General features: G+C 68.1%; 13 protein-coding genes and 1 pseudogene. 9 read left to right on the top strand and 5 right to left on the bottom strand.

Annotated features, from left to right (window positions below):
* Positions 1-7: 7 nt before the first annotated feature.
* Both F7Q99_RS30800 and F7Q99_RS30795 read right to left on the bottom strand, forming a co-directional pair.
* Complete coding sequence (locus F7Q99_RS30800; protein ID WP_153467318.1) at positions 8-949, bottom strand: hypothetical protein; 942 nt, start codon at positions 947-949, stop codon at positions 8-10.
* Positions 943-1,548 (bottom strand): hypothetical protein, encoded by a 606-nt coding sequence (locus tag F7Q99_RS30795; RefSeq protein ID WP_153467315.1) that lies wholly within the window; start codon positions 1,546-1,548, stop codon positions 943-945. Before F7Q99_RS30795 ends, F7Q99_RS30800 begins: the two co-directional genes overlap by 7 nt.
* Before the next feature lie 763 nt (positions 1,549-2,311).
* Between F7Q99_RS30795 and F7Q99_RS43415 the strand changes: the two genes are divergently transcribed.
* Together F7Q99_RS43415 and F7Q99_RS30785 are read left to right on the top strand one after the other, a co-directional pair.
* Complete coding sequence (locus F7Q99_RS43415; RefSeq protein WP_326847356.1) at positions 2,312-2,950, top strand: ParA family protein; 639 nt, start codon at positions 2,312-2,314, stop codon at positions 2,948-2,950.
* Positions 2,950-4,053 (top strand): ParB N-terminal domain-containing protein, encoded by a 1,104-nt coding sequence (locus F7Q99_RS30785; RefSeq protein WP_153467312.1) that lies wholly within the window; start codon positions 2,950-2,952, stop codon positions 4,051-4,053. The genes F7Q99_RS43415 and F7Q99_RS30785 overlap by 1 nt, the downstream gene beginning before the upstream one ends.
* A gap of 315 nt (positions 4,054-4,368) precedes the next feature.
* On the opposite strand, the gene F7Q99_RS30780 is transcribed toward F7Q99_RS30785, so the two are convergent.
* Both F7Q99_RS30780 and F7Q99_RS30775 read right to left on the bottom strand, forming a co-directional pair.
* Positions 4,369-4,593, bottom strand: a complete 225-nt coding sequence (locus tag F7Q99_RS30780) for an LAETG motif-containing sortase-dependent surface protein (RefSeq protein WP_153467309.1) — start codon at positions 4,591-4,593, stop codon at positions 4,369-4,371.
* A 216-nt stretch (positions 4,594-4,809) separates the two neighbouring features.
* On the bottom strand, positions 4,810-5,526 hold the full coding sequence (locus F7Q99_RS30775; RefSeq protein WP_326847355.1) for an AAA family ATPase: 717 nt from the start codon (positions 5,524-5,526) through the stop codon (positions 4,810-4,812).
* Between the two features lie 765 nt (positions 5,527-6,291).
* On the opposite strand from F7Q99_RS30775, the gene F7Q99_RS30770 reads away from it, so the two are divergent.
* From F7Q99_RS30770 to F7Q99_RS30750, 5 genes and pseudogenes are all read left to right on the top strand, one after another.
* Positions 6,292-7,395 (top strand): bifunctional DNA primase/polymerase, encoded by a 1,104-nt coding sequence (locus F7Q99_RS30770; protein ID WP_326847354.1) that lies wholly within the window; start codon positions 6,292-6,294, stop codon positions 7,393-7,395.
* Positions 7,392-8,987 carry a DNA primase family protein gene (locus F7Q99_RS30765; protein ID WP_153467303.1) on the top strand — a complete coding sequence of 532 codons (1,596 nt, stop codon included), beginning with the start codon at positions 7,392-7,394 and terminating at the stop codon, positions 8,985-8,987. Before F7Q99_RS30770 ends, F7Q99_RS30765 begins: the two co-directional genes overlap by 4 nt.
* Entirely contained in the window at positions 8,984-9,388 is a 405-nt protein-coding gene (locus F7Q99_RS30760) for a DUF6009 family protein (protein WP_326847353.1), read from the top strand. Before F7Q99_RS30765 ends, F7Q99_RS30760 begins: the two co-directional genes overlap by 4 nt.
* 191 nt (positions 9,389-9,579) lie before the next feature.
* Positions 9,580-10,045, top strand: a pseudogene (locus tag F7Q99_RS43410) (IS630 family transposase); the annotation flags it as partial.
* A 72-nt stretch (positions 10,046-10,117) separates the two neighbouring features.
* Complete coding sequence (locus F7Q99_RS30750) at positions 10,118-10,858, top strand: DUF4241 domain-containing protein (protein ID WP_153467300.1); 741 nt, start codon at positions 10,118-10,120, stop codon at positions 10,856-10,858.
* A gap of 430 nt (positions 10,859-11,288) precedes the next feature.
* Here the strand turns inward: F7Q99_RS30750 and F7Q99_RS30745 are convergent, their stop codons facing one another.
* Positions 11,289-11,540 (bottom strand): hypothetical protein, encoded by a 252-nt coding sequence (locus F7Q99_RS30745; protein ID WP_153467297.1) that lies wholly within the window; start codon positions 11,538-11,540, stop codon positions 11,289-11,291.
* A gap of 539 nt (positions 11,541-12,079) precedes the next feature.
* Between F7Q99_RS30745 and F7Q99_RS30740 the strand changes: the two genes are divergently transcribed.
* Both F7Q99_RS30740 and F7Q99_RS42800 read left to right on the top strand, forming a co-directional pair.
* Positions 12,080-12,370 (top strand): hypothetical protein, encoded by a 291-nt coding sequence (locus tag F7Q99_RS30740; protein ID WP_153467294.1) that lies wholly within the window; start codon positions 12,080-12,082, stop codon positions 12,368-12,370.
* Positions 12,371-12,450: 80 nt separating this feature from the next.
* Complete coding sequence (locus tag F7Q99_RS42800; RefSeq protein WP_153467291.1) at positions 12,451-18,747, top strand: SNF2-related protein; 6,297 nt, start codon at positions 12,451-12,453, stop codon at positions 18,745-18,747.
* The last annotated feature ends 24 nt before the right edge of the window (positions 18,748-18,771 follow it).

Below are 18,771 nucleotides of genomic sequence, written 5' to 3'. Positions count from 1 at the left end.
CCTGAACCTAGTTGAGGACCTGGACCTCGCCCACGGTCAGCGCCGTGTTCGCGGTCTTCTTGATTGCCGGCAGATCGCCTTGCTGGCCACCGCCTTCCCAGTGCACAGCCCACGTCGTCGTGGCACTGACCTGGAACTTGCCGTCGGGCTTGCCTGCGCTGGTCGTGGTGTAGCGGTAGCCACAGTCAGGCGACTGCGCAGCCCCCTTGTCCGGCGTGTACGGGGTACCAGGGACCGTGCAGGTCCGCGAGCCGCCGTCGCCCATCGTCCAGTCGATCTGCGTCACCTTCGCCGTCAGGGTGACCGACAGACTGCCGGCAGACTTCGACTTGGTCCACGGCCCCCAGGATGCCTCTGCCGGCTTCGCCCACAGCCAGACCGGCATCCCGATCACACCCTTGGCGCCCTTCTCCGGGGCGGTGCCGATATCCGGGAGCTTGAAATCCATCGTGGCGAAGATCTCCTGCGCCAACTGCGCCGGCGTCGGACCGCCACCACCGAAGCCGGGAGGCGGGCTCTCCAGCCACACCGGCCCGTTGGGAGCCGAGTCACCTTCGTAACCGAACGGGCACGTACGGCCGTAGATGGCCCCGTCACCGGGCTTGTGCCCCACCCAGACCCAGCTGGTGGGATCCGGTTGCGGGTTCATCAGGTTGTAATAGCACCCACTCTCGGCGTTGAACCAGCCCCAGTCGGGCGAGTTGCACGGGACGGTCTGCCCCTGCCAGGTGCAGGCGGCAGAGCCACCACCACCGCCTCCCGAGCCGCCTCCGCCGTTTCCGCCCCCGTTTCCGCTGCCTGGCGGCGTGCCCGGCAGATCGACGGAGACGCAGACGTCGTTGATCTTTTCCTTGCACTCACCGCCGCCGGCCTGTGCCGCCGGCGCGGCCACGAACATCGCCAGGCCCACCAGTCCGGCGCCAAACAGCGCGGTCCCACGCCTCAGCATGTGCGCCCCTGCTCCGGCGCATACTGGCTGATCCTCCACGTCCCGTCAGGCACCTGTTCGGCCACCAGATTCACGAAGACATGAGTAGGTGATCCGCTCTCGACGACGCTCTTGCCGGTGGACGCCAGCACCGGGATCCAGTTCGAGGTGTCGAGGCAGTCCGTCATCGTGGCCTTGGCCGGCGAACTAGCCAGGTCGACCGCCGCGACATGCGGGTTGGTGACCGGGGCTCCCTTGAAGATCAGGCCGGCCTGCTGAGCCTTGAACAGGTCAGCGGCAAGCTTCTGATAGGCGGCTCCGGACGCGACGGCAGAAAGCTTGTTCACGTCGCCGTGCCCCGAGGTGAAGGCCACTGTCCGGTAGTCGGTGTACGCCTTGTACGCGGCCAGAACGTCGGTGGTCGCCTTCGCCGTCGGATCCGCCGTCGGGGAGGGCGTGGCAGACGCCGTCGCCACGGGGGTCGGGCTTACCGAAGGGGTTGTCGCCGCTGCGACGGGCTTGTCGGATCCGCTGCTGCACGCGGTAGCGGTCGCCGCCACCGCCAGGACGCCTGCGACGGCGAAGGCCCGCACAGTGGTGCGGCGCGATCGCTTGATCATTTCTGTCCTGATTTGGTCGCTCCTGCCGCGCACCACATCCCCCTTGCGCTTTCTGCGTGCCCAGTTGATTGATCATTAGATCATCACCGTGCCCTGTGATTCTGACGCGCTCCCCCTGGTGAACGCCAGTCCCTTTAGCCAGGCGAGAGGCCTGGTGCCTGCGGTTTGTCGACAAGACCATGAGTCGGCCAAGCCGTCAGGTGGGGGAGTTGTGTTGCTCTTGTGTTGACCTCCAGTCGTCAACCCAGGAGCATGCGATCCAGACATCGCCCAGTGTGCTTCTGAAATGACGCTTATTCAAAAGTATTTGCCCCATGGCCTCATCGCTCTCGCTGGTCCCGTGACTCACTAGGGCGGGTCCTAGGGCGGCTCCGAACGATCTCGACGCAGGCATGGGCCTCCCGGTTCCCATCCGGGACGAAGGGACTCACACCCACCCGGCGGCTCCGCGATGCAGGGCGCGCCAACGCCCCAGTCTGCGGGCTCCGCGATCAGGGCATCGACACCGACGGACCCTTGGAGGCCTTCCTGGGCGAAAACGCTGCCCGACGCGGGTCGCGGAATTTTCCGCGGAAAATCGGCCCCGTGAGCCGGGCACCTGCGCTCCGGCACACGCGGGTCGCGTGACGTACCGGGCCGATCATCTGGAATGCTGTCCCAGTCCGCCGCACGGCTTTGAACGGCGGACATCCGCAGTACCGGGCAGACCCGCCCGGGAAGCCCACGGAGAGAACGGAACATCATGAAGCCATCTGTGCTTGTCGTGTCCACAGACCCCCAGGGATCCGCCGTCGTCTGGGCCGAGCGGGTGGGGGACAACCTGCCCTTCGACTTCATGGCGGCGCACGACCAAGCCGAGCAGCTGGTCCACCTCAAGAAGACCGGCGCCAAGATCCACGTCATCGCCAACCAGAAGGGCGGCGTCGGCAAAACCACCACCACGGTCAACCTCGCCGCCTGCACGTTCGACGTACTCGGCGAGAAGGACGAATACGAACACATCTTCATCGACACGCCGGGCACCCTGGCCGACGAGGAGATCCTGCGCAGCGCCCTGGAGATAGCGGACGACGTCCTGGTCCCGATGATCACCGAGCCGCTCTGCTTCGACCCCACGGCCCGGACCATCCAGAAGGTCATCGAGCCGATGAACATCCCCTACCGGATCGTCATCAACAACTGGGACCCCCGGGACGGCCGGGCCGACCTTGAGGACACCGAGGCGTACATCACCGCGAGGGGGTGGCCGCGGGCCAATACCGTCCTGCGCCGGTACAAAATCCACTCCCGGGCGGTGGCCGAAGGAACGGTCGTCACCCAGTACAAGGAGAGCGGCACCGCCTACCGGGCCCGCGAGGACTTCTTCCGCCTGTCCCTCGAGCTCGGGTACGGGGGCCGCTGATGGCCGGCCGTCGCGTCTCCTTCGCATCGATGGCCGCCGACCCGGTCGTCGACGCCCCGGGCGTGGACAAAGCCCCGGATACCCCGGCCCGGTGGATCCCCACGGCGAACTGCCTCCCCAACCCGCACAACCCCCGCCACGACCTGGGTGACCTCTCCGACCTGGCCAGCATCAAGGACCGCCAGCTGCAGAGCTGCCTCGCCGTCACCCCAGACGCCTACCTCCGCCTCTGGCCGGAGGACCGGGCACAGCTCGGCGCGGGGCCGCAGGACGTGGTCATCGTCAACGGCAACCGTCGCCGGGCCGCTGCCGCGCTGTACGGGCGTGAGCAGCTGCTCGTCGTCGTCGACGACTCGGTGGCCGAGTCCAAGGCGACCCTGCTGCGGGCGGCGCTCGACGAGAACATGGCGCGCAAGGACTTCGACCCGATCGAGGAAGCCAACGCGGTCCTGCTCATCGTGGTGCAGTACAGCACCGCCAAGGAGGCCGCCGAGGCCGAGGGCTGGTCCCAGAGCTGGATCTCCCACCGGAAGAACCTGCTGAAGCTCCACCCTCAGCTCCAGCGGCAGGTCCGGGCCAAGGCACGCGGCGAGGAGGGCATCTCCATCAACGTCGCCCGCCGCCTGGGTTCGGTGAAGGGCATCGAGGACATGTCCCTGGCCGAACAGACCGAGCAGCTGGAACAGCTTCTCCAGGCTGACGCTGACGCCGTCGTGGCCAGGCGCGCAGCGAAGGCGGAGGCTCGGGCGGCAGCCAGCGGTGCGGCTGCGCACCCAGAGCCGCAGACACCCACGGCCGCTCCTGTGCCGCAGCCGCCGGCACCGGCCGCGTCTCCGCGCCCAAGCTCTGAACCGGCTCCGAGCACCAGCCGATTTTCTGCGGAAAATTCCGAGCCCCGCCCGATGCCCGAACAGCGGGCGGAACCGTCACCGGCGGTCCCACCGGCAGCCCAGCCAACGGTCACCCCCGGCAAGACCCTGGCCGCTGTGGACTGGCACGACGTCGAAGAACTGGCGGAAGCGATCTGCCGCACCCTCTCGGCCGACGAGGCCCATCGCCTCGCCGACGCCCTGGCCAACCGGCTGCTGACGCTCCCGAGCTGACGCACACCCGTGGTGCCCGCCTCACCGGTTCGTGAGGCGGGCACCGTCTCATCGCCTCGCCGAACTGGACTGAGCACCGCGTCAGGATCGGAGAACGCGCTGATCCGCAGCCCGGCGGTCGGTGCCCCCTCGCCGCACCTGAACTCACATCCCCAGTCGGCCGCCGTCCTGTACGGCGGCGGCGCTTGGGGAAGACGGCCGGGTCTCTCGCACTTTCGAGTGCGAGAGACCCGGCCGTCAGCGTATGGGTGGGTCGGTTCAGGACCGGGCCGACGCAGGCTCATCGGCCCGATTGGTCCCCATCCCGACGGCGGGTTACGCCGCAGTGATGCCCTTGCGGCAGCGGACGACCACGACGGTAGCGGTGCCCAGCAATAGGACGCCCGCGCCGACGCCCGCAATCACCGGAGTCGCCGAGGAGGAGCCGGTGTCGACGAGGGGGCCGGCGACGGGCAGCTGGGCGCGTTCGTTGCGCGGGATGTTCTGGCCGACCTTGGCGTCGGCCATGCCCGGGAGAGCCGCCACGTCGGCGGCGGTCACCTGAGAGGAAAGAATCTCCGCAAGGGGCTCGGCTCCCCTGATCCCGCGCCCCGGGAGCTCGGAGGTCCACCGCGCTCACGGCAGCTCGGCCCACGTCCCCATCGTCGACTCCAGCGTCCAGATGCGGACCTCGGCCTGCGCCCAGGACGCACTACAGATCCCGCTCGGCGACGATGCTCAGGTCCCCGGTGCGCCAGTTGCTGGCGCACGGCGTGCTCAACCAGGTTCATGGCCGGTCGTACCACCAATGCAGAGCGAGGCCAGGAACGCGCCGTCCCAGGTCCGCTCGTGCAGGACCCAGGGCGCCTCTCCCCGGGAGGTCTTGTCCAACAGGCTCATAAAGACCGAGGCGCAGACACGACGCGCCGTACCGTCCTTGATCTGGAAGACGTGGTTACCGGTCTCGATCACCGTCGCGGTCGGACGCACGAAACCCACCTTGGCCACGCGCGCGGCCTGCGTCGGGTAGAGGCCGTTCTCGACCTCCTCGATCACCAGGTGGCGCTGGGCCTCTATCGGCGCTTCGTCACCGTCCGACACCGGCGCGCTGAGCAGCGCGGTGCCGAAGGCCAGGAAACGCAGCATGCCATCGCTGAGCAGCCGTGCGGGGACGTCCTGGTCCGTGCCGTGGAAACCCCACTCACGTAGCACCAGCTGTACATCGCCAAGCCTCGTGTCGACGCTGCTGATGCCCCGCACGGGGTACTCGGGCATACCTGCCACCAAGTCCGTGAGCCGGTCGAACGCGACAGGGTCGCTCTGACGCAGGTTCTCCACCGCCGCGCTCACGTTGTCGGCGCTGCGCCTGAGTTCCGTGTCGCGGGCGTTGACGTTACGTCCGATCAGCACGGTGAGGTCCTGGAGCGGAAGGCACTGGTCGGTGAAGCTCTTGAAGGAGGTCAGGCGTACCTCCTCCAGATGGGGAGTGTCCACCGGCCAACTCTCACTCACGCTCGGCTCCGACATGGAGTTGTCAGCCCCAGCTAAGCAGCCGTCATCGCGAGCGGTCCAACAGCAGCAGCCGCGCCGACGGCTGCGCGCTTTCGCGGGCGGTTTGAGCACAACAGACCCTGGAAGTTCGGTCGCTTCGGTCGCTGTTTGAACCTTCACAAGCCATCCAAGGCATCCTCACTCTGCGAGCGACCGGAGCTACTGAAGCGACTCAGCGACCGAAACCAGGACGCTCGGGGAGCCCGCAGCCAGCGCGACACGCCGGAGAGGACTCGCGGAGAGACTGAGTCGCTTCAGTAGCTGAGCTTCGGTCGCTGGATAAAAGACCAGGTCAGAGCACGTAAAGACCCTCGATCAGCGACTGAAGCGACTCAAGGTCAGGTATATGACGACATTCCCGCGTGCGTGCGTGTGCGTGTGTGCGTTATAGACCCGAGCTTCAGTCGCTTCAGTCGCTGTTTGCTTTGAAAAGCGGCCCTGACCTGCGAAAATGTCCAGCATCCAAAACCAGCGACTGAACGGTTCGGTCGCTGCCCTCATCTTCGGTCGCTGGGGTTGCCAGCGACTCCGCCGGTCCGGGCCACCGCGTGCTCGCTCGGCTAGTCTGTGTGAGCTATCTTCTGAACTTCGGTCGCTTCAGTCGCTGATCGGGCACTCACCGGCACTCTGACCTGGTTGTTTGCCCAAGCGACGCAGCGAGCGACCAAAGGTTTCGAGCAGCTACCGATCGTGGGGAAAGGGACCAGCGTGACGGCGCCGAAGGCCGTGGGGAGCGACCGAACGGTCCGCCAGCCGGACTCACTGGCCGTGGCCCGCTGGTGTGCCGCCCGGGGCTGGCCCGTCCACCCGCTGGCCCCCGGGCGCAAGACGCCGCCCGCCAACTGCCACCCCTGCCAGGACGCCCGACACGCCCCCACGGACTGCCCCTGCCCCGCGGCCGGTCGCTGGTGCCACGGCTTCCACGCCGCCACCCTCGACCAGGACGTCATCACCGCCTGGTGGCGCGCCAACCCCGACTTCGGTGCCGGTGTCGCCTGCGGCCCGGCAGGCCTGGTCGTCATCGACGTGGACAGTCACACCAGCGCAGTCCCGGCCCGTGACCGGATCCTGCCCGGCATCCCGATCCACGAAGGTGTCAGCCTCGATGGCCTGGAGAACGGCTACCACACGCTCGCCCTGTTGGCGGCTCTCCGTGGTGCCCCGGACCCAGCCACCGATGCCGACACCCTGCGCGTGCGGACCCCCTCCGGAGGCCTGCACATCTGGTACCAGGACCACACCCACCGTCAGTTCACCTGTTCCACCGGCTCTTCCAGCGGCAGAGCCCTTGCCTGGCAGGTCGACGTCCGCGCGCACGGCGGCTACATCGTCGCCCCCGGCACCGTTACAGCCGCCGGCACGTACGAGGCCCTCCCAGGGGCCAGAACGCCCGCTCCGCTGCCCCACTGGCTCAGTGAGGAACTCACCCGCACCGGACACCTCAAGAGCCCTCCTAGCCCCCTTCAGGCCCCTCAGCCGGCCATCCCTGCCCGTGGCCGACAGGCCGTCGTGGCAGCAGGAGGCGGGAAGCGAGGAGCCGAGCGCATCCTCGACACCGTCCTCCAGGACGTAACCGACTGCGCCACCACCCCTGAGGGAGCCGCCTTCACGAGCAAGCTCAACCGTGCAGCCTTCACCGCAGGAGGCCTCGTCTCGGCTGGCCACCTCACCCACGCCACCGCCGAGCGACTCCTCCTGGACGCCGCCCGCACCGCCCGTCCCACTCAGGACAGGCACAGCTCCGCCGTCATCCGCTCAGGCCTTGCCGCAGGCACCCGGCAGCCCCTGCACGTCAGGGAGGCGCGCGGATGAACGACAGCACCCGCAAGAGGACGGTCTTCGATCCCGTGGCCGCAGCCCAGCAGATCCTGGAGTACCCCCCGGTCCCCAGCCCCTCCCCGCCGCCCCGGCCCGGCACGGTCGTTCAGGAGAGCCTCCTCGACACCGCGCCCGCCGGCCTGCCCCAGCCAGCCCCGAAGGCCGCTGTACAGGCCACCGGCGGCCCCGAGGCGAGCCCGCTCGGCCTCCTGCCCGACTCCCTCTCCGACCGCGGCAACGCCAAACTCTTCGTCCACCTCTACGGACGCGACTACCGCCACGTCCCCGGCATCGGCTGGTACCGCTGGGCCACCCACCGCTGGCAGCTCGACGAGGACGACACCGTCGTGTGGGCCGCCGGCGAGATGGCCGAGAACATCGCCACCCACGACCCCCGCGGCCTCTACACCAACACCGACCTTCGCCGACACCGCCGGCGAGCCCTGTCCACTTCGGGCATGAACGCCATGCTCGCCCAGGCCAAGTCCGCCCCCGGCATGGTCCTCAACGCCGCCCTCCTGGACGCCGACGCCTACGCCCTGTGCACCCCAGGTGGGGTCGTCGACCTGCGGACCGGCGCCGTCGTTGCGCCGGACCCCAAGATCCACCACCACTCGCGATCCACCACCCTGGCCCCCGCCCGCATGCCCACCCCGCGCTGGGACCGCTTCCTCACCGACACCTTCGGCGACGACAAGGAAGGCCGCCAGACCCGCGACTTCCTGCACCTGCTCCTTGGCTACTCGATCAGCGGCGACGTCGGCGCCCAAGTCATGCCCTTCCTCTACGGCCAGGGCAAGAACGGCAAGTCCGTCCTCCTGGACGTCATGATCCAGCTCCTCGGCGACTACGCGGACGCGGCTCCGCCCGGCTTCCTCATGGCCAAAACCTTCGACGGTCACCCCACCGACCTCGCCGAACTCCACGGCCGCCGCATCATCGTCTGCTCCGAGCTCAAGCCCGGCGACCGCTTCGACGAGGCCCGGGTCAAGCTCCTCACCGGCGGCGACAAGATCAAGGCCCGTCGGATGCGCCAGGACTTCTTCTCCTTCGAGCCGACCCACAAGCTCTGGCTGCTCGGCAACCACCGCCCCGAGGTCGGTACCGGCGGATTCGCCTTCTGGCGCCGCATGCGGCTGATTCCGTTCGAACGGGTCGTCCCCGAGGAACGCAAGATCGACAACCTGGCCCACGTCCTCGTCGCCGAGGAGGGCCCGGGCATCCTCGCCTGGCTGATCGACGGCGCCCGCCGCTACTTCGCCGGCGAGAAGGACCTAGCCGGTCCCCAGCGCGTCCAGACCGCCACCACCGCCTATGCCGAGACCGAGGACCACGTCGGCCGCTTCCTCAAGGAGTCTTGCGCCACCGGTGAGGGCATGCGCGCCGAGCAGTCCCAGCTCTTCGGCGCCTACACCCGCTGGTGCGGCTTCGAAGGCGCCAATCCCGTATCCGGCCGTGCGTTCGCCGCACGAGTTCGGGAGACACTGGGTATGACCTCTCCCAAAGAGATGGTCCTGTCCAATAGCCGCAAGTACTACCCGGGCATCGGCCTGATCACCGACGACACAGAGGAGCAGAACGCGTGAGCGCGCTGATCGACCCGGCCGAGCTCGCCCACGAAACCGACCTCGTCTGGCTTGAAGACACCGCCGGCCTCGACTACGTCCGCCAGTCCCTTGACCGGCTCACCACCCGCCGCGGCCGCCCCGCTTACCACCGCGACGGTCGCATGGTCGGCTACGCGACCCTCGGCCCCGACGCCAAGTCCTCCCGCGCCTCCGGTACCTTCCGCCGCCGCGTCTTCTGGCTCCTGCCCCACGACCGCGACCAGGATCCCGAAGGCCTCTACTCCACCGGCGCCCCCTCCGAGGCTGTCGACCCGCGCACCGTCGCCCCGGGCGTCAAGGGCTACAAGACCGAGCGCTCCGAGGGCGGCCCGGCCTCGCCGGCCATGCTCGAACTGGGGATAACCCTCCCGAAGGCGTGACGACGCCAGCGGGGGTACAGCCAGTTCCAGGCTGTACCCCCGCTGGCGGTGCTCGGCGTAGGTCCACCGGGTTGGTGCTGGCGGGCCCTCGGCCGGTTGGATGTCGTGGGACGTTCAGCTCGGAAGGGTGCGATGGCGGAGCCGGTCAGGGTTTGCAGGCTCACGGATCATGAAGGCCGGCAATTATAGCGGATCGTGCGCCGAGGCAGTACCAATACCACCGCACCCACGGCGTCACCTACTTCCAACAGCTATTACTCGATCGGCGACGACACCCTGGCCGCGCTCAGGTAGATCGGGGCCGCCCGCCCGGACGGCGTCCCGGTCTACGTGATCCTGGACAACCTCTCCGCCCACAACGGCAAGATGGTGCTCCGCTGGGCTAAGAACAACAACGTCCACATGTGCTTCACCCCGACCAGCGCCTCCTGGGCGAACCCGTTCGGGGCACACTCCGGCCGACCGCGGCAGTTCACCCTCGCCAACTCGAACCACCCGAGCCACACGGTCCATACCCGCGGACGGCACGCCTACCTGCGCTGGCGCAACGCCAACGCCTGCCACCCCGACGTCCTCGACGCCCAACGCCGAGAACGCGCCCGCATCCGCAGCGAGAAGGGCATCCGCTGGGGTGGACGGCCGTTGGTGGCGTCTTGATCAGCAGGGCCTGTGCGGCCACCGGGGTACCGGCGCGCGGACTGTGTCGTTGCGACCCACTATCGTCGGCGCATGGGCCATGCAGCAGATGTCCGGCTTGCCGCCGGGCCCGAGGAGACCTGGTATCTGGAAGCGGTTTTCACACCGGGGACACGGCTTGGAACGCGTCCCGATGATCCGACGACGTTCGTCCAGGTCGCCGAAGTGAGAGAAGTGACCACGATCCGCATCCCCAGCGGCCGTCTCATCGTCGACTCACCATGGCCGGAGGATGACGACCCGGAGCTGACGGTGCGAGTCGGCCGGGAACTGGCGGAGCGGATCCCACCTGGCAACTACCGGGTGGAGGCCGCTTGGACGCAAGCGCCATACGAGTTTATGGGCGAGCGTTTCGACGGCCGGGAAGTAGCCGCCATCCGCCTGTGTATTACTGAGACCCCCGTAATGAGCTGGGAGATGGCCATCGGTGTCGGAGACGACATTGAGACGATTCGTCCTGGGGACCGGATTGGGTTCACCTCCGAGACGAACATGGGGAGCTTCTCCGATGCCGCTGCCTGGCCCGCACTGACAGGACCGTTCCGCGAGTTCTGGCGACGACAGCAAGCCGGCAACCGGCAGCCCCGTGACACGGAAAGTCTTTTCGATGACCGTTTCGAGCGCGCGAGCGAAGAGGGGCACGGAGCGGACCTCGTGACGTTCCCCGCCGAAGGACCCTCCGTCGTCTGGCTGGGGCGCACCGGAACTGGGGTCATCGCCTCGGTCGCCGTGGCCGATGGATATCACTCGTCCGACCGGAATCCTTCGCCCTGAGGTGCTGGCGGGAAGGAACGGGATGCCGCCTCTGCATGTCTGGCCGCACACTGTCGTTCTCCATTGGACGGTGGACGGTGCGCGGTTTGCCGGGAGACGGTCGAGCTTTCCTATTGCCTGGCCGCCCCAACCCGGTGAAGGTTCCCGGTCACAGCGCTAGCCGGGCGAACCGGGGCCGCTGTCTTCCCCCGGTTAGGCACCCCGGTACCTCAGTTCCAGGGGCACTCTCTTGTTCTGGCGGTCGCTGGCGGAAGTAGCTGCTCGGGCGGATTTTCCGCGGAAAATTCTGTCGGTGCGGTCCGGCGCCGCCGACGCCGTCAGGTGAGCCGGCTTGGCCGCGGTGGAGTGCCGGATTTTCCGCGGAAAATCTGAAGGCCTGGCTCACCGCGGTGAGCCAGGCCTTCAGGCGGGGGCATATGTCTCAGGTGGGCTACTGCCAGGCGACCAGGCGGAGTTCGGACTTCACACCGGGGCTGTTGGGCGCGATGGAGCCGATCTTCTTGGGGGTGGCGCCGGGGGAGAGGTCGAGGCGGTACAGCTCGGCGACGTCCTTGCCCTGCCGGGAGAGGAAGACCACGGACTTCAGGTCGGGTGAGGGGGCGACGGAGCTGTTGTCGCGGTCGTTGTCGGGCAGGAGCTGCTCGACCTTCTGCACGGAGTCGAGGGAGTCCGAGAACACCACGCGCGAGAGAAGCCCTTGCCTTCAGAGGACGCCCGGTAGTGATCACGAACGCAGTGCGTAATCTCCGTTCGTCCCGCTGGCCGGAGGTGCGGGGCCACTCGGTCGCTTGCCGCACCGGCTGATGGCCGCTCGGATTTTCCGCGGAAAATTCTGCACACGTGAGCCGGCGCCGGCGGCCGTCACCCGACGGGTCGGGGCGCCCGTCGTGAGGCGCCCGGATTTTCCGCGGAAAATTCCGGCGCCGGTGTGACGCCTGCTCCCCGCCTGCCGGACCGTCCAGGTCCCACGGCAGGCGGGCAGACGGTGTGCGGGCTCGGGGTAGACAGGGTGGCTGCCGATTTTCCGCGGAAAATCGGCAGTACGCTCGCCATCGCAACCCCTGGAAACAACAGGCTGACCTTCGGCATCCTGTGGCACGATCTCAAGATCAACGGACGTCATGGGGGATGGCGCAATGGCGCAAACGCTGAAGGCCAGGAACGCGCCGTACCCTGCCAGCGACCAGGATCCCGACAGCGCACCTACGGGGGAGACCACCGATGCCGCAGCTGAACCGACACGGCCGGCTGGCCAAGGAGTACTGGAGCACATACCGGCCCCAGGCGCTGGCGCAGCTGGGCAGTCCGCAGGAGCAGGAGGAATACTTCTACGGCCTGGGGCTGCGCGTGATGGAGCAGATCGGGGAGCTGACGGACGATCTGCTGCTGAAGCTGCCGCTGGAACAGCGCGCCCTGGCCAGGGCGTCGGTGCGGGCGCAGGCGCAGGAGCTGGTGTACGGGCAGGAGATCTGGCTCCCCAAGGAGCCGGGAACGGAACATCGGGAGATGTAGCCGCCCCACGGTTCCGCGCCGCGGGTCAGAACGACCTCGCTCCGCGCAGTGAGGCGGAGCGCGCGGCGGCCAACCTTGCGGTGCTGGAGAAACTGCGGCTCCTAGAAGAAGAGGGCAGGCCCGCCACCGAGGACGAGCAGAGCGTGCTCGCGCGGTGGTCGGGCTGGGGCGCCCTGCCGCGCATCTTCGAACCCCGACCCCAGCGCCCCGCCTTCCAGGACGACGCCTCGTACGATCGGGCAGCCGCGCGCTGGGATGCCCTCGACAGTCTGCGTTTCAAGATCAGGGCGCACCTCAGCGATACCGAGTGGAACGCCGCCCGTCACAACACCCTCAACGCGCACTACACCGATGCTGCCCTGGTCGACACGATCTGGGGCGCCATGCGGACGATGGGCTTCGATGGCGGCTCCGTCCTCGAACCCGGCTCCGGCTCCGGCAACTTCATCAGCGCGGCCCCGCAGGACACCAGCCACCAGATCCGGATGACCGGCGTTGAACTCGATCCGGTCACCGCCGCGATCTCCCGCCACCTGTACCCGGACGCCCAAATCATCACGGCTGGCCTCGAAGACGTCCGGCTGCCCGAGGCGAGCTTCGACGCCGTCGTCGGTAACGTCCCCTTCGGTCGCTACCAGCCCTACGACCCCGTCCACAACAAGGACCGCGCCCTCTCCATCCACGACCTGTTCGTCCTCAAGTCGCTCGCCGCCACCCGGCCCGGTGGCGTGGTCGCCTTGATCACCTCGCGCTACACCCTCGACGCCAAGGACTCCGCAGCGCGCGAGCGGATGTACGAACTCGGCGACCTCATCGGTGCGGTCCGCCTGCCCGCAGGTGCCCACCAGGCAGCCGCCGGCACCGATGTCGTCACGGACGTCCTCTTCCTACGCCGCCGTGAGCGTGGGGAGCGCCGGGGCAGCGACCGGTGGCTTCACGCGCAGGAACAGGTTCTCCCTGGCCACTCGGAGCCCGTGCGCTGCAATGCCTACTTCGAGGACAACCCTGGCCATGTTCTCGGTGGACTCCGCGCCCGGCTCGGTCAGTTCGGCCCGGAGTTGACGGTCGACGGCTCTGGCCTCGACGCCTCCCAGCGTCTTAGCGAAGTCGCCCAGGACATCGCCCGCGAAGCCTTCGAGAACGGCCGCGGTGCCACCGCGACGGCAGGTGAGCAGAGCCGCGCCTTGGCCATCGCCCCGGCGGGAGCGGCGGAGGGCTCGCTCGGCTTGGACGAAGCCGGCCGCCCGACGATCGTCGAGGCCGGGCGCATGGTGCCCCTGGACGTCCACCCCGACCAATACGACCGCCTTGTCCAGCTGATCGTGCTCAAGCAGCAGGTCCTCGGGTTGTACGCGGCCGAGGCCGCCACCGACGCTGCTGGAGAGACCCCGGAGCTCGCCGCCAGACGCACCCAGCTGCGCGAGGCCTACGGGGCGTACCGGAAGAGCAGCCCTTCGCTGGCCAAGCCCCGTCAGACCCGTACTTTCACCCCCAAGGAGGCCCGGGAACGTGCCGAGGCCCAGGGGCTCACCGCCGTCCCGGACGCTTGGAAGTGGCCGACCGCCTACGCGCTGATCGCAGACGACCCGGACGCCAGCCTGCTGTTCGGACTGGAGACGTGGGACGACGACACCAAGACCGCCACCGAGCAGAAGGTCCTCACCCAGCGCGTCCTGGAACCCCGCGTCTTGCCCGAGCGGGCCCAGGACCCGGAGGATGCCCTCGCACTGGCCCTGGAACACGACGGCGGCGTCCTGCACCTGAGCCGGGTGGCCCAGCTGCTCGGCGTCGACGAAGCCGAGGCCGAACGCCAGCTCGGCCCGCTGGCCTTCCGCGACCCGGCCCAGGACGGAGCGTGGGAACCGCGCACGCGCTATCTGTCCGGCAACGTCCGCACCAAGCTCCAGCAGGCTCAGGAGTCCGCCGCCAGCGACCCGGCGTACGAGGTCAACGTCGTGGCGCTTCAGCAGGTGCAGCCGGACGACCTGAGCCCCGCCGAGATCAAGGCCAAGGTCGGTGCCCCGTGGATCCCGGTCGATGTCTACACCCAGTTCCTGCGCGACCTTGGCATGCCCGATGCCGAGGTCCTCTACGTCGGCGGCACCACCTGGGAGGTCAAGGGCGCTCAGCACGGCGACGCCGCGACTTCGCAGTGGGGTACCGAGAAGCGCTCAGCCGGAGCCCTGTTCGAGGCGATGCTCCGGCAGACCGACTCGGCCATCAAAGTCACCTGGCGCGACCGCGACGGCAACGTCCACGTCGACGAGGACGCGACCGCGGAAGCCGCCGAGAAGGTCACTCATCTGCGCGACGCCTTCGACGACTGGATATGGAACGACGAGCAGCGCAGCGTCCGGCTCACGCGGATCTACAACGACCAGTTCAACAACCTGGTGCTGCCCGAGCACAGTGCTGAGCCGCTCACATTGCCGGGGGCTGTCAGCGACTGGGTGATGAGGCCGCACCAGAATCAGGCGATCCGTCAGATCCTGTCCCAGCCAACCAACTTGCTCGCCCATGTGGTCGGCGCCGGCAAGACCGCGACCATGGCTGCCGGTGCGATGGAGCTGCGCCGAACCGGAATGGCGACCAAGCCGTGCATCGTGGTCCCCAACCACATGCTCAAGCAGTGGACGGGGGAGTTCCGCCAGCTCTATCCGAACGCCAAGCTGCTGGCGATCAGCGCCAGTGACCTCGGAGCCAGCAAGCGGGCCAAGTTCATGGCCAGGATCGCCGGCGGCGACTGGGACGCGGTGATCCTCACCCATGAGGCGTTCACGCGGGTGCCGCTGCGGCCCGAGACGATCCAGGGCTACATGGACCGAGAGATCGGCAATCTCCGGGGCCAGCTGGATGCCGCCGTCGGGGCCGGGCTGAGCGACCGCACCGTCAAGCAGATCGAAAACTCCATCGCCAACGCGGAGGCCAGGCTCAAAGCCGAGATCGACAAGACCCAGGGCACGGGCGTGTTCCTGGAGGACACCGGCATCGACTACGTCTTTCTGGACGAGGCTCACGAGTTCAAGAACCTCAGGACGGTTTCCGCGATCCCCGGCGCCGCCATCGAGGGGTCGGCCAAGGCCACCAAGCTGCACATGGTGCTCGACATGCTTCGGGAGAAGAGCACCACCGGGCGGGTCGCCACCCTGGCCACCGGCACGCCCGTGGCCAACAGCGTCACCGAGGCGTACGTCCTGATGCGCTACCTCGCCCCTGAGCTTCTCGAATCGATGGGTTTGGAGGCCTTCGACAACTGGGCGGCAACGTTCGGAGAGGTCGTCTCGGCACTCGAACCCGATCCCAAGGGCGGGGGATACCGCTTCAAGGCCCGCTTCTCCCGGTTCTTCAACGTCCCGGAGATGATGCGGGTTTACCATACGTTCGCCGATGTCCAGATGGCGGAAGACCTCAATCTGCCCGTCCCGGCGATCCGTTCCGGCAAGGACAACCAGCGCGGCGAGAGCATCGTCGTCGACACCACCCGTGCGCAGCGGGAGTTCCTCACCTCGCTCAAGAATCAGCCGTGGATCAGCGAGCCCGGGGGAGTCCTCAAGGCCCTCGGGCTCGGCCTGCGCGCGTCCCTCGATATGCGGTTGGTCGGAGGTGAGGAGGAACAGGGCAGCAAACTGCAGGACGTCGCCGAGCAGGTCCACCAGGTCTGGTTGGCGAACAAGGACAACGTCTACCCGGTCTCCAGCAAGGACCCGACCGCCCAGCCGCTGCCCGGAGCCTTGCAGTTGGTCTTCCTCGACGAGGGCACCCCGGGCAGCAGCGCTGAGCACGCCGTCGACCTGTACGCGGACCTGCGAGACAAACTCGCCGCCGCCGGCATGCCCCGGGAGAGCATCCGGTTCATTCACGAGGCCAATACGGACGCCAAGAAGGAACGGCTCTTTGCGGACTGCCGTTCCGGCAAGGTCGCCGTCCTGATCGGCAGCACCCAGAAGATGGGCACCGGCACCAACGTCCAGAGCCGCGCCATCGCCCTACATCACGTCTCCTACCCTTGGCGGCCGGCCGACATGGCCCAGCGCGACGGACGGCTGGAACGGCAGGGCAACCTGCACATGCCCGAGATTCCGGGCACACCCGATGACGTCCGGGTCTTCTACTACCTCACCGCCGGCACCTTCGACGAGTTCCGCCTGAACGCGCTCGCCCGCAAAGCCCGGTTCATCGCGCAGGTCCAGCGCCGCAGCTTCAACATCCGCGAGATCGAGGACATCGGCGACGAGGCCATGAACCTCGGACTGCTCAACGCACTAGCCTCCGGCGACCCGACGATCCTCCAGCACGTCGAGGCGACGGCCGAACGCGCCCGGATGCAGAGCCTCTCCCGCTCCTGGGACCGCGCGCACGACCGACAGGCCCGTGAGATCCAGGACCTCACCGCCTTTCTCGATGAGGCCGATACCGCCCTCGCAGCGATGCGTTCCGCCCTGCCCAAGACCACTCCCACCGCTGGCGACGCTTTCGCCATGACCCTCGGCGACCAGGCCCACCACGAGCGGGACAAAGCCGCCCATGCGCTCGGCGCCCATCTTGAAGCCATCGCCAGGGACACCACTCTCCCCCGAGGCCGTCAGATCCCGCTCGGCACCATGGGCGGCCACGCCTTCCACGCCGAGATCGCCTACGACCGCAACGCCAACCGCCTGCTCAAGCTCCGCTTCCCCTGGGGCCACGTCGTGCCGCTCGGCCACCGTGAAGACCGCGGTGTCTGGCACGCCCAGAAGGTCACCACCGCGACTGGGCGAGGGGCCGTCCAGTCCCTGGAAGCCTTCATCGCCAGACTCGGCGACGACACGAAGAAGCTTGCCGCCGAGGTGGAACTGCGCCGGGCACGGCGCGATGAACTCGTGGGCAAGCTCCAGGACAAGGCCGACAACCCCTACCGCGAGCACGCCCGCTCCCTGGAACGTGAAGAACGGCTGCTGGGGCGGCTGGTCATCCTCAACGAGAAGATCGCCGAGCGGTCCGAGCAACTCCAGCACGCGGGAGGGCACGCGTCCCAGGAATCCGAGGCGGAACTCGCCGCCCTGCAAGCCGAAGCGGCCGACCTGGAACGCCAGATCGACGATGAGCACGCGGTACAGCGGACCGCCGCCGAGGAAGCCGAGTCCGCGAAGCCCACGATGGCCGGCGCCGCAGCAGAAGCCGAGCCCACGGACACGGCACCGGCCCCCGAATCGCAGACGACCGGGCGCAACGAGCCGCCCGATCACGTTGTCCAAGGCAGCAGCGACGCTGCCGACGAGTCCTCAGGCACCACTGCCAAAGACGAGACCCCAGCACCAGCGCCGCAGGAAGCGGCACCGTCCAGGGAGGGAACCACCATGGCAATCGAGACGAGTACAGCGGGACCCCTCACTCCCGGGACCGGATGGGAGGAACCCGCCCTCTTCGATGACGGACTCTCTGACGATGAGCCATCGCCTATATCCGCTGACAGAGCGGCCCAGCCAGAAGGAGCAGATGTGGCCGCCGCGACGACCGAACTGCCCAGAGAGCAAGCCAAGGAAGAGGAGCGCGTCGTCGCCGAAGCGGTCGCGAGGCCCGACATTCCGGTCGAGGAACCCCCAGCTGAGGCGGCGGAGGACATACCTGACCTGGAGGAGCCGGAGAAGCCGGCCCCCGACTTCGGTTCGCTGGTTCACGATGACCTGCAGAACTCCTTCGGCCCGGCCCGCAGGTACATCTCTGAGATCCTGTCACCCGAAGCGGCGGACAGCGTGGCCAGGGAGTTTGATGCTCACAGCGCGTCCATCGCGAAGATGCGTGCTCAACTCGGGCTCGACGATGACGACGTCCCAGCCATGTTCAAGCCCGCACCGGAAGAGGTGAACCACGCGCAGGCGGCCAAGGGAGCCTTTGAACGGGTCCGTGCGTACATGGCGCAGCACTACGGAAGGTCCGAGTCCTGGGCGCAGGTGGCCAACGTCTGGGCCGGTCCCGGCCGGATCCAGAAGGCGCTCAAGGAAGCCGCCGGGGATCGCTACCCGGAGGTCTCCAAGGACAGGCGCTGGAGGGAGTTCTTCGGGGGAGTCGCCCGGGACACCGCCGAGGTGGTCTCCAAGGCAACGTCGAAGCTGGCTCGCACATTCGAGACTGACCGAGTTGCCCATAAGCTGCTCACGACGTTCGCGACCAGCGCGGGTAACTACGCGGCCAAGGGCCGGGGCGACACCCCGCAGGCAGCTCCGGCCGCGCCCGCTGTGGCGAGCGCGCAGGCTCGCAACTCCGGCCAGATCGACCTCGCCGCCCGGGGTATGAAGCCGATCGCCAACGTGGCCGGACCCAAGACAACACCACGTCAGCCGGACCAGCCGGCTCCGCAGACGCCCACGCAGGTCCGGGGGAGCGGTGCAGAAATCTGACGACAACTGCCCGTTGAGACACCG

It is taken from the genome of Streptomyces kaniharaensis (assembly GCF_009569385.1).
GTDB classification, from domain to species: Bacteria; Actinomycetota; Actinomycetes; order Streptomycetales; family Streptomycetaceae; genus Kitasatospora; species Kitasatospora kaniharaensis.
Note: the sequence above shows the minus strand (reverse complement) of the source record. Positions and strands in the feature narration are given on the sequence as shown.

What these genes read in the sequence shown, in the direction of transcription:
- F7Q99_RS30750 (WP_153467300.1), top strand. Translation starts at nt 10,118, where the DNA reads ATGGGCCATGCAGCAGATGTCCGGCTTGCCGCCGGGCCCGAGGAGACC.
- F7Q99_RS30740 (WP_153467294.1), top strand. Translation starts at nt 12,080, where the DNA reads ATGCCGCAGCTGAACCGACACGGCCGGCTGGCCAAGGAGTACTGGAGC.
- F7Q99_RS30800 (WP_153467318.1), bottom strand. Translation starts at nt 949, where the DNA reads ATGCTGAGGCGTGGGACCGCGCTGTTTGGCGCCGGACTGGTGGGCCTG.
- F7Q99_RS30765 (WP_153467303.1), top strand. Translation starts at nt 7,392, where the DNA reads ATGAACGACAGCACCCGCAAGAGGACGGTCTTCGATCCCGTGGCCGCA.
- F7Q99_RS30785 (WP_153467312.1), top strand. Translation starts at nt 2,950, where the DNA reads ATGGCCGGCCGTCGCGTCTCCTTCGCATCGATGGCCGCCGACCCGGTC.
- F7Q99_RS30795 (WP_153467315.1), bottom strand. Translation starts at nt 1,548, where the DNA reads ATGATCAAGCGATCGCGCCGCACCACTGTGCGGGCCTTCGCCGTCGCA.